Below are 10,302 nucleotides of genomic sequence, written 5' to 3' on the forward strand. Positions count from 1 at the left end.
GGCGTACACGTAGTAGACACCATAAACAGGAGGAGGCGACATGACAACCGACCCCGAAGTCGAACTGCTCTGGCGGGAGGAGGATCGCGAGCCGCGGCCCGGCCTGAGCCTGGGCAGGATCGTGCGGGCCGCCATCGAGATCGCCGACGCGGAGGGCCTGGAGGGCCTGTCGATGCGCAAGGTCGCCGACCGGCTCGGGTTCACGACCATGTCCCTCTACCGCCACGTCCCCGGCCGCGACCAGCTCGTGGACCTGATGGTCGACGAGGCCTACAGCGAACGGGCAGGCACCCCCGAGGAGCCCGAGACAGGGCAGGGGTGGCGGATGCGGCTGGAGGCCGCGGCCAGGCAGGGCTGGCAACTGCGCCGGCGGCACCCATGGCTGGCCGAGGTACGCGGCACCCGCCACCTTCCCGGCCCCAACGCCATCGCCTACTACGAGCACACGCTGAGCACCCTCACCGGCACCGGCCTGCGCCCTTCCGAGGTGATCGCCGTCGTGGGCATGCTGGGCCGGTTCGTGGACGCCGAGGCGCTGACCCTGGTCGAGACCCGGCGCGAGGAGCGCCGCAGCGGCGTGTCCGAGCAGGACTGGTGGGGCAGCCGCGACGCCCTCTACGAGCGCCTCAACAGTTTCCCCACGCTTTCCCGCCTCTGGACGGAGGGCGGCTGGGACCACCCCGAGGACTCGTTCGAGTTCGGCCTGCGCCGCCAGCTCGACGGCGTCGAGGCTCTCATCCGAGAGCGTGACGAAAGTCGTGATGAAAGCTCAGCATGCCTCGAGTGCGGCACCCCGCTGGAGCCGGCGCCTTCCGGCCGCCCCCGCATCTACTGCTCCCGCGCCTGCCAGCAACGCGCCTACCGCAAGCGCAAGAACGGCTAGAGCGCGAGCACGGCCCGGACCGCGTTCATCAGCCCGTCACGATAGGACCCGCCGAACAACACCACATGAACGAGCAGCGGATGCAGCTGGTGCAGCGGCACCCGCCCCCGCCACCCCTCCGCCGGCGGAAACTCCTCCTGGTACGCCCCCAGCACCCGATCGAGGTACGGCAGCCCGAACAGCGCCAGCATGGCCAGATCGGTCTCCCGATGCCCGCCATGGGCCGCCGGATCGATCAGCACGCCCGACCCGCCCGACCACAGCACGTTCCCGTTCCACAGGTCCCCATGGATCCGCGCCGGCGGCTCCGCAGGCCCCGCGACCTCGGCGAACCTCTCCACGGCCCGCTCGACCAGCGCCGCGTCCGAAGCAGGCAGCCGCGCCTGCCGCAGGAAGGGCAGCACCCGCCGGGAGGCGTAGAAGCCGGGCCAGTCCGAGCAGGGCGAGTTGTCCATCGGCAGGTCGGCGATGAACCCCGGCCACGGCGCGCCGAAGCCGGCCGCTCCCGCCCGGTGCAGCCGGGCCAGCGAACGCCCGAACCGCTCGGCCGCCGCCGCGCTGGGCGGCTCCTCGCGTACCCATGACAGCACCAGCCGGTCGGGCCCCACCTCCACCACCTCGGGCACCACGGCGGCCTCCCCCAGCCACCGCAGCCCGGCCGCCTCCGAGGCGAACACCTCGGAGGCGGCCCCGGTCTTGGCGAACACCTCACGCCCGTCGTCCAGCACACCCTTCAGCAGCCGTCGGCCGTGCGACGAGCCGAGCTCTTCAGCCGATCTCATCGGCGATGTGCTTGGCCAGCCCCTCGGAGGCCGACTCGACCAGCGCGAGCACCTCCTCGAAGCCCTCGGGGCCCCCGTAGTACGGATCGGGCACCTCGGCCCCCTCCTCCGCCGCGGGATCGAACGACCGGAACAGCCGCACCTCCGCCCCCACCGGCGCCATCCGCCGCAGATTGGCGAGGTTGTCCTGGTCCATGGCCAGCACCAGGTCGTACCGGTCGAACCAGTCCTTGGTGAACTGCCGGGCCCGGTGCGCCGAGCCGTCATAGCCGTACTGTCCGAGGATGGCCAGCGCCCGCTCGTCCATGGGGTCCCCGGCGTGCCAACCGCCGGTTCCGGCGCTCTCCACGGTGACGCGGTCGCCCAGCCCGCGCTCGGCGAGCGTCTGGCGGAGCACCACCTCCGCCATGGGGGATCGGCAGATGTTGCCCATGCACACCAGGCATACGCGATAAGTCATAACTCCCATCATGGGGGCGACCGGGCCCGTTCACCGAACGTTCACCCTTGTCAGGGGGCTGCGGTCACCTTCGGTGCATAGCTTTCATGGCGACTAAGGACCAAGTGGGAGGAAACCCAACCGTGAAGTATGCAGGCCGGCTCGCCGCCGTAGCCGTCGTCGGCGCGCTCTCCCTCGCTGCGTGCGGCACAGACAACAATGCCCCCGCTGGCAGCACGACTTCTGCCAGTGCACCCGCCGCGGGCAATGACAATGGTCTGAGCGGTACGATCAACGCCGCGGGCTCCTCGGCCCAGGCCAACGCGATCACCGAGTGGACGAAGAACTTCACGGCCACGAACCCCGGTGTCACCCTCAACTACCAGCCCAGCGGCTCCGGCGCGGGTGTGCAGGCGTTCATCCAGGGCACGGTGGCTTTCGCCGGCTCCGACTCGGCGCTGAAGGATGACCAGCCCGCGCAGGCCGACGCCCGCTGCAAGACCGGCAAGGCCATCAACATCCCGATGGTGACCGGCCCCATCGCGGTGGTCTACAACCTGCCCGGCGTCGAGGGCCTGCAGCTGTCGCCGAAGACCCTCGGCGGCATCTTCGACAGCAAGATCACCAAGTGGGACGACGCCGCGATCAAGGCGGACAACCCCAGCGCCAAGCTGCCCTCCACCCCGATCCAGGCGTTCCACCGCTCGGACGAGTCGGGCACCAGCGACAACTTCACCAAGTTCCTCAAGGCCACCGCCGGCTGGGCCTACGAGCCCGCCAAGGCGTGGCCCGCCGAGGCCAAGGGCCAGGGCGCCAAGGGCTCCGACGGCATCGCCTCCTCCGTGAAGGACACCGAGGGCGCGATCAGCTACGTCGAGCTCTCCTACGCCGAGAACTCGTCGCTGCAGAAGGCCAAGGTCTCCAACGGCGCCAACGAGTTCGTCGAGCTCACCCCCGAGAGCGCGGCGAAGACGATCGAGACCGCCACGATCAAGGGCACCGGCAACGACCTCGCCCTGTCGATCGACTACGCCACCAAGACCCCGGGCGCCTACCCGATCGTCCTGGTGACCTACGAGATCACCTGCGAGAAGGGCCTGTCGGCGGAGGAGACGAAGCTGGTCAAGGGCTTCCTCACCTACACCGCCAGTGACGAGGGTCAGGCGGCCCTGAAGGAGCTGGGCTACGCCCCGCTGGCCGGCGACCTGCTCACCAAGGTCCGCACCGCTGTCGAGGCGATCTCCTAGCCACCGATGGCCAACGATCTGAAGACCCGTGACGGCGGACCGGCCATGAGCCGGTCCGCCTCGCGGCGCAGCCATGGTGAAGGCCCCTTCCGCTTCCTCTCCACGGCGGCGGGCGTCCTCCTGCTGGCGATCATGGCGGCCATCGCCGTGTTCCTCATCAGCGAGGCGATCCCCGCCCTGCAGGCGAACAAGGCGTCCTTCTTCACCGAGCTGACCTGGGACCCCAACGGCCAGAAGGTGTTCGGCATCGCCGCCCTGGCGTTCGGGACCGTCCTCAGCTCGACACTCGCGCTCGTCATCGCCACCCCGATCGCGGTCGGCGTCGCGCTGTTCATCTCCCACTACGCGCCCCGCCGCCTGGCCTCGGGGCTCGGCTACCTGGTCGACCTGCTCGCCGCCGTGCCCAGTGTGGTCTACGGCCTGTGGGGTCTGGCGTTCCTCGTGCCGCTGATCCGAGAGCCGTCCCAGTGGCTCAACGAGACCTTCGGCTGGTTCCCGCTGTTCGCCGGAGAGGGCGCCATCGGCGGCAAGACCATGCTCGCGGGCTCGATCGTGCTGGCGATCATGATCCTGCCGATCATCGCGGCGATCTCGCGTGAGGTGTTCCTCCAGGCGCCGAAGATGAACGAAGAGGCGGCCCTGGCGCTCGGCGCCACCCGCTGGGAGATGATCAGGATGGCCGTGCTGCCGTTCGGCCGCCCGGGCGTCATCAGCGCCGCCATGCTCGGCCTCGGCCGCGCCATGGGCGAGACCATCGCGGTCGCGCTGATCTTCCCCGCGACCTTCGACATCACCTTCGAGATCCTGACGCCCCACGCCAACAGCATCGCGGCGAACATCGCCAACGGCTTCGGCGAGGCGACCCAGATCGGCCGCGGGGCGCTGATCGCCTCCGGTCTGGTGCTGTTCGTCATCACCCTGCTGGTGAACATGGGAGCGCGCCTGATCATCAACCGCCGCAAAGAGTACTCGAGGGCCGGCGCATGACAGCAATCCAGCACATCTCGACCAGCCGCCGGGTCAAGGACAAGATCGTCCAGGGACTGGTCTACCTGGCGTTCGGGCTGGCCGTCGTACCGCTCATCTCGGTGCTCTGGCTGGTCATCTCCAACGGTCTGGCCCGCTTCGACCTCGAGTTCCTGACCCACTCGATGCGCGGCATCGGCGCCCGTGACGCGGGCGGCGGCGCGTACCACGCGATCATCGGAACGCTGGAGCAGGTCCTGCTCGCCTCGGCCGTCTCGGTCCCCATCGGCCTGCTCACCGCGATCTACCTGGTCGAGTACGGCAACGGCGGCCGGCTGAGCCGATCGATCAGCTTCTTCGTGGACGTCATGACCGGCATCCCCTCGGTCGTCTCCGGTCTGTTCGTCTTCGCGTTCTGGATCCTCGTCCTGGGCTTCCAGTTCTCCGGCTGGGCCGGCGCGCTCGCGCTGTCGATCCTGATGATGCCGACCGTGGTCAGATCGGCCGAGGAAATGCTCCGGCTGGTGCCCAACGACCTGCGAGAGGCCTCGTACGCGCTGGGTGTGGCCAAGTGGCGCACGATCATGAAGGTCGTGCTGCCGACGGCGCTCACCGGCATCGTGACCGGCGTCATGCTGGCCGTGGCCCGCGTCGCCGGCGAGACCGCGCCGCTGCTGATGACGGTGTTCTTCACCAACTCCATCAACAACGATCCGTTCACCGGACCGCAGATGGGCCTGCCGCTCTTCGTGTTCGACCAGGCGGCCCGCCCGAACGACACCGCCATCGACCGGGCGTGGACCGGCGCCCTCACGCTCATCCTGATCGTCATGCTGCTCAACCTGGTGGCGCGCCTGATCGCCTGGTGGCGTGCGCCCGCCAGGGGCCGATAGGGGGTAACCGCCGCAATGTCCAAGCAGATCCAGGTCTCGGGTCTCGACGCGTACTACGGGTCGCACAAGGCGATCGAGGACGTGTCGATGACCATCGAACCCCGTTCGATCACCGCGTTCATCGGCCCGTCCGGGTGCGGCAAGTCGACGTTCCTGCGCACGCTCAACCGCATGCACGAAGTGATCCCGGGCGCCCGGGTGGATGGCAAGGTCCTGCTCGACGGCGAGGACCTGTACGCCCCCACCGTCGCGCCCGTCTCGGTGCGCCGGATGATCGGCATGGTCTTCCAGCGCCCCAACCCGTTCCCCACGATGTCGATCTACGAGAACGTGGCCGCCGGCCTCAAGCTCAACGGCCGGGTCGGCAAGTCGCAGCTCGACGGGATCGTGGAGGAGTCGCTCAAGGGCGCCAACCTCTGGAACGAGGTCAAGGACCGCCTGAACAAGCCGGGCGCCGGCCTGTCGGGCGGTCAGCAGCAGCGTCTCTGCATCGCCCGGGCCATCGCGGTCAAGCCGCAGGTCCTGCTGATGGACGAGCCGTGCTCGGCGCTCGACCCGATCTCCACGCTGGCCATCGAGGACCTGATGGCCAAGCTCAAGGACGAGTACACGATCGTCATCGTCACCCACAACATGCAGCAGGCCGCCCGGGTGAGCGACAGGACCGCGTTCTTCAACCTCGCCGAGCAGGGCAAGCCCGGCAAGGTGATCGAGATGGACGAGACGTCCCGCATGTTCACCAACCCGTCCCAGAAGGCAACAGAGGATTACATCACGGGGCGCTTCGGCTGATGACCCAACAGCAGGCGGCATCCACGATGATCGGGGACGCGCGGACGAAGCCCGTACTGCTCATCGCCGACCCCGACGGCGCGGTCGTGGAAGACCTCGCCACGGCGCTCGAACGGGAGGGCGTGTCCGTCACAGGCACGCCCGACGGGGCTCAGGGCCTTCTCCAGGCGGGAGCCCTGCAGCCTGACGTGGTGCTCGTCTCGGCCACGCTGCCGGTCATAGACGCGGTGGAGTTCGTCCGCGCGGTACGGCTGGCGCGCGCCGTACCCGTCCTGCTCGGCGTCGGCGAGGGCCACGCCGAGCAGGCGGTACGCGCGCTCGCCGCCGGCGCGGCCGCCTGCGTGGCCCGGCCCTACCGGGTGGCGGAGCTGCTGCCGTTCATCCAGGCGGCCTCGCCCGGCGCGCGCCAGGTGCTCGCCGTGGGCGGGGTCGAGCTGGACGTGCAGGCCTATCAGGTACGGGTGGGCGGGCGAGCGGTCCACCTGCCCCTGCGGGAGTTCGAATTACTGCACTACCTGATGCGCAACGCCGATCGCACGGTGACCCGCGAGCAGATCATGCGCCACGTGTGGCACGCCGCGGCCAACACCTCGACGAACACGATCGCGGTGCACGTCAAACGCCTGCGCGCCCGGCTGGGCGACGAGGACGACCAGCTCATCCAGACCGTACGGGGCGTCGGCTACCGCCTGGTCACGCCTGGCACTTCCGGAAGTCCTGCATAATCCGCTTCGTCACGCCTTCGACCGTCGCTATGCCGTACCCCACCTCGGGACTTCCCTCGGTGAGTACGGCAACGGCGTAGGCGTGGCCGTCGCCCCTGATCAGGCCCACGCTGACCGTGGCCCAGAGCTTGTTCGAGACGTGCTTGAGCCAGCCGTTCTTCAGCGCCACGCCGTCGCCCGCGCACGCGGCGGCGCTGATGCCCCAGTTCTGGCCCGCCACGACGTGACCCATGAGCTTCAGCACCTGATCGCGGTCCTTGGCCTTCAGCGGGCTCTTGCCGGACACCAGGGCCCGCATGAGGCGGATCTGGTCGTCCACCGACGTTCGGGTGATTCCCCAGCAATACAGGTCAACGCACTCGCCTGGGACGCCCTGGGTGTGTTTGAGGCCCAGCTTCCTACCTGCCTTGGTGAAGCCGGGCGCGCCGCCGATGCGTGACCAGAGGCGGTCGGCGGCGTGGTTGTCGCTGTAGCGGATCATGATGTCGGCGTCGTGCCGGACGGCCGCCGGCAGCCTCTTCCACGAGGTCCGCAGCAGCAGCGCCATGAGAATCTGCACCTTGGCCGTGCTGGCGGTGATCAGGCGCTCGCCCGGGTGGTAGCGGTAGAGCCGGCCGGTCGTCAGGTCCTTGACCATGGCAGTGACCTGACCGGACCGGCCCGCGAGGTAGCGGTCGAGCCGCTTGCCGATCCGCTCGGCAGGGATCGGCGCCAGGTTCTCCTCGGCCGCGACCTGCTCCAGCCGCGCACCGAAGGCCGCCTCGCGTACGCCCAGGACCGTTTCCCGCCGGGCGGGAGCGGGCGGCTGTGCCCGGACCCGGGCAGGCATCGGTAAGAGAGCTGTGAGCAGGGCGAGGGCGATGACCGCTCGGGGTATCGCCTGGCTGCGGCCCGCGATCATTGACGCATTATCACGAAAAATCGTGACAGGCCGCTAGATGTCCGCGGCGATCAATTTCGCGATCGAATCGTCGTCACACGTGGCCCAGAAGTCCCCCACGACATCCTCCAGGTGCTGGAGGGACTCGGCCCGGAACAGCACGTCCTGATATTTCGTGATGTCGTAGTGCGTGGTCCCCATGGCGGACAGGTCCAGCGGCCTGACGTCCATCCCGCGGAACTCCTCGATCTCCCCGTACGACGAGAGGATCCCCGCTCCGTACGCCCTGAGCTCGCCCCTTTCCGCCATGACCCCGAACTCCATCGTGAACCAGAAGACCTTCGACACGAACTCCAGCGCCTCCTCGGACTCCACCCGCCGCGCGGCCTGCCCCGCCAGGTGGTACAGGGCGGCGTACCGGGGGGCGGCCAGCGCGTTGGCATGGCCGATCACCTCGTGGACGACGTCGGGCTCCGGCGTGTAGAAGGGCACGGAGTGGTGCCGGATGTACTGCGTCGAGTGGAAGAACCCGTCGGCCAGCACCCCGTAGAACTCGCGCAGCGGCACCAGCCCCGCGGCGGGTAGATACCGGAACCCGGTCAGCGGTTCCAGCAGCCGCGAGACCTCTTCGAGCTGCGGGATCCGCTCCTTCGGCAGCCCCAACTGCGCGGCGCCGTCCAGGTACTCGGCTGTGGCGTACTTGGCGTGCTTGACCGCCAGCTCCCTGGCGACCAGGGCCCAGACCTCGTGCTCCTCCTCGGTGTACTCGGCCGCCGGAATGGGCGTCCCCCGCCGGTGGTTGACGGCCAGGCCCGCGATCGCGTTCCGCCGCGCCCGGTAGACCGTGTCCGCGAACCCCGGATGGGACGCGGCCAGCTCCACCACCACCGACCCGTCCTCCTGGGCTGCGACAGGGGCGAAGTACTGTGCTTCCTCGAACATGCTCCAAATGACAGCAATTCCGCGTTCTCTTGACAACAGCGACCAGTTTTGCTGCGCGATACGCTTGATTTCGCCTCCCCAAACCCACATCTTCTGCTCGAATCGCACAGTTCAGGGAGGGTCCGCCATGGACGATCTCGACGCCAGGTTGCTGGTGACCATGCGCGCCCATCCCCGCGTCGGCCTGACGGAGCTGGCCCGGCTGCTGGGGGTGGCGCGCGGCACCGTACAGGCCCGGGTGGAGAAGCTGACGGCGAGAGGCGTGATCGAGGACTTCGGCCCGACCGTGTCACCGGCCGGCGCCGGCTACCCCATCCTGGCGTTCGTGTGGCTGCAGATCGCCCAGGGGCGGCTGTCGGAGGCGGTGGAGGCGCTGCGTGCCGTACCTCAGATCCTGGAGGTGCACGGTACGAGCGGCCAGCACGACCTGCTGTGCCGGGTGGTCGCGCACACCACCGAACACCTGCAGGAGATCATCGCCAGCATCCTGGCGTCCCCGGCGGTGCAGCGCACGGACACGACCATCGCCCTGTCCACCCAGATCCCGTATCGCATCGAGCCCCTCCTCGAAAACCGCTAGGACCTCGGCGGCATCCAACCTGATGGAGGGGTGCCATGAAGAAGCTCATAGCGATCGCCGCCGTGGTGGCGGCCGGCGCGGCCCTGGTCCCGCTGTGGACCACCGTCCGCGCTCCGGACCAGCGGCCCCGCCCGGCTCCTGGCGAGCCCGCTGCCTACGCGTACCTGTGCGACAACGCCAAGGACGAGGGGCCGCACGATGAGTGCGGCCACTGGTTCGTAGTGACGTCCGGCGGGAGAACGTGGCAGCTCACGGACGCGGTGGAGCGGGGCTACGTGGACCTGACCGCGGACGGCCGCTACCTGGCCTACCAGCGGGCCGGCGACGGGCGCCTCGTGGTCCGGGACCTGGTGGGGGGAACCGTCCATGCGGTCCAGGAGGCCGTGCCCGGGGTGGACGGGGACCGGCTCGCGTACCGGCCCGCGCTGTTGGGCAAGGGGCGCTGGCTGTACGTGGACTACGTGGCGGGCTGGCAAGGCGTGGACGAGCCTCCGAGCTTCGTCGTGGACGTCGCCACCGGCCGCACGGTGTGGCGGCTGCCTGAGGGCTCCTGGCTGGACCGGCTGGACGACGACGGATCGAGGCTCATGGTGGAGGACGACAAGTCGTTCTCGGTCATGGACGCCTCGGGGACCACCACGAGGCCGCTGCCGGCCCGCCTCCGCGCCGTCGAGGCGACCGGCGCCCTGACCCCGGACGGGACGGGCCAGGCCGCGCAGGTCGTCTCCAGGAACTTCCCGGCGGGCGGCGCCGACATCCGCCCGGCCCGGCTGGTCACCATCGACACCGGGACCGGAAAGGCACTCCATGACGTACGCCTCTCGCTCCCGTTGAAGGACAGGGCAAGCATCTGCGACGTCAGCCGGTGGGCCGGCTCTCGAGATGTGCTGCTGAGATGCGGGACGAGCGAGCTGTTCCACGAAATCATCTTCCGCGTGGACACCCGGACGGGGCGCCACACCAAGGTGGGAGAGACGCGGCCGCCCAGGTCACACCTGTTCGAGCTGGTGCGGGCGGCGGATTAGCCCCTAAAACAAGAAATGGCCCCACGCACCGGCGTGGGGCCATTTCTATAAATATTGTCCGGCGGCGACCTACTCTCCCACACCCTCCCGAGTGCAGTACCATCGGCGCAGAGAAGCTTAACTTCCGGGTTCGGAATGTAACCGGGTG

Annotated in this window: 12 protein-coding genes and 1 rRNA gene; 8 read left to right on the top strand and 5 right to left on the bottom strand. The window is 69.1% G+C overall.

What is annotated here, in order from left to right; all coding sequences use genetic code 11:
* Window positions 1-40 precede the first annotated feature (40 nt).
* Window positions 41-883 carry a TetR/AcrR family transcriptional regulator gene (locus ACWEPL_RS41660; RefSeq protein ID WP_452439444.1) on the top strand — a complete coding sequence of 281 codons (843 nt, stop codon included), beginning with the start codon at window positions 41-43 and terminating at the stop codon, window positions 881-883.
* On the opposite strand, the gene ACWEPL_RS41665 is transcribed toward ACWEPL_RS41660, so the two are convergent.
* Together ACWEPL_RS41665 and ACWEPL_RS41670 are read right to left on the bottom strand one after the other, a co-directional pair.
* Window positions 880-1,665, bottom strand: coding sequence for a fructosamine kinase family protein (locus ACWEPL_RS41665; protein WP_452439445.1), 786 nt, complete (start codon window positions 1,663-1,665; stop codon window positions 880-882). The two genes, ACWEPL_RS41660 and ACWEPL_RS41665, sit on opposite strands and share 4 nt — an antisense overlap.
* Window positions 1,652-2,125 carry a low molecular weight protein-tyrosine-phosphatase gene (locus tag ACWEPL_RS41670; protein WP_363976676.1) on the bottom strand — a complete coding sequence of 158 codons (474 nt, stop codon included), beginning with the start codon at window positions 2,123-2,125 and terminating at the stop codon, window positions 1,652-1,654. The genes ACWEPL_RS41665 and ACWEPL_RS41670 overlap by 14 nt, the downstream gene beginning before the upstream one ends.
* A 122-nt stretch (window positions 2,126-2,247) precedes the next feature.
* Here ACWEPL_RS41670 and pstS point away from each other — a divergent pair, with 122 nt between their 5' ends.
* From pstS to ACWEPL_RS41695, 5 genes are read left to right on the top strand one after another with little or no spacing between them, the layout of a single operon-like run.
* Window positions 2,248-3,351, top strand: a complete 1,104-nt coding sequence (pstS, locus tag ACWEPL_RS41675) for a phosphate ABC transporter substrate-binding protein PstS (RefSeq protein WP_350729250.1) — start codon at window positions 2,248-2,250, stop codon at window positions 3,349-3,351.
* Between the two features lie 6 nt (window positions 3,352-3,357).
* On the top strand, window positions 3,358-4,338 hold the full coding sequence (pstC, locus tag ACWEPL_RS41680; RefSeq protein ID WP_350729249.1) for a phosphate ABC transporter permease subunit PstC: 981 nt from the start codon (window positions 3,358-3,360) through the stop codon (window positions 4,336-4,338).
* A complete protein-coding gene (pstA, locus tag ACWEPL_RS41685; RefSeq protein ID WP_350729247.1) occupies window positions 4,335-5,210 on the top strand; it encodes a phosphate ABC transporter permease PstA in 876 nt (291 codons plus the stop codon). The genes pstC and pstA overlap by 4 nt, the downstream gene beginning before the upstream one ends.
* Before the next feature lie 15 nt (window positions 5,211-5,225).
* Window positions 5,226-6,002: a phosphate ABC transporter ATP-binding protein PstB gene (gene pstB / locus ACWEPL_RS41690; RefSeq protein ID WP_357750699.1), complete on the top strand. Its 777-nt coding sequence runs from the start codon at window positions 5,226-5,228 to the stop codon at window positions 6,000-6,002.
* Complete coding sequence (locus ACWEPL_RS41695) at window positions 6,002-6,727, top strand: response regulator transcription factor (protein WP_363976683.1); 726 nt, start codon at window positions 6,002-6,004, stop codon at window positions 6,725-6,727. The genes pstB and ACWEPL_RS41695 overlap by 1 nt, the downstream gene beginning before the upstream one ends.
* Here ACWEPL_RS41695 and ACWEPL_RS41700 read toward each other — a convergent pair.
* Together ACWEPL_RS41700 and ACWEPL_RS41705 are read right to left on the bottom strand one after the other, a co-directional pair.
* On the bottom strand, window positions 6,696-7,628 hold the full coding sequence (locus tag ACWEPL_RS41700) for a serine hydrolase (RefSeq protein WP_452439446.1): 933 nt from the start codon (window positions 7,626-7,628) through the stop codon (window positions 6,696-6,698). The two genes, ACWEPL_RS41695 and ACWEPL_RS41700, sit on opposite strands and share 32 nt — an antisense overlap.
* Window positions 7,629-7,661: 33 nt before the next feature.
* Window positions 7,662-8,549 (bottom strand): phenylalanine 4-monooxygenase, encoded by an 888-nt coding sequence (locus ACWEPL_RS41705; protein WP_452439447.1) that lies wholly within the window; start codon window positions 8,547-8,549, stop codon window positions 7,662-7,664.
* A gap of 127 nt (window positions 8,550-8,676) precedes the next feature.
* Between ACWEPL_RS41705 and ACWEPL_RS41710 the strand changes: the two genes are divergently transcribed.
* Window positions 8,677-9,129, top strand: a complete 453-nt coding sequence (locus tag ACWEPL_RS41710; protein ID WP_363976692.1) for an Lrp/AsnC family transcriptional regulator — start codon at window positions 8,677-8,679, stop codon at window positions 9,127-9,129.
* A 35-nt stretch (window positions 9,130-9,164) separates the two neighbouring features.
* Window positions 9,165-10,154: a hypothetical protein gene (locus ACWEPL_RS41715; RefSeq protein WP_452439448.1), complete on the top strand. Its 990-nt coding sequence runs from the start codon at window positions 9,165-9,167 to the stop codon at window positions 10,152-10,154.
* Between the two features lie 56 nt (window positions 10,155-10,210).
* Here the strand turns inward: ACWEPL_RS41715 and rrf are convergent.
* A 5S ribosomal RNA gene (rrf, locus tag ACWEPL_RS41720) occupies window positions 10,211-10,302 on the bottom strand; the annotation flags it as partial.

Source organism: Nonomuraea sp. NPDC004186, assembly GCF_053603495.1.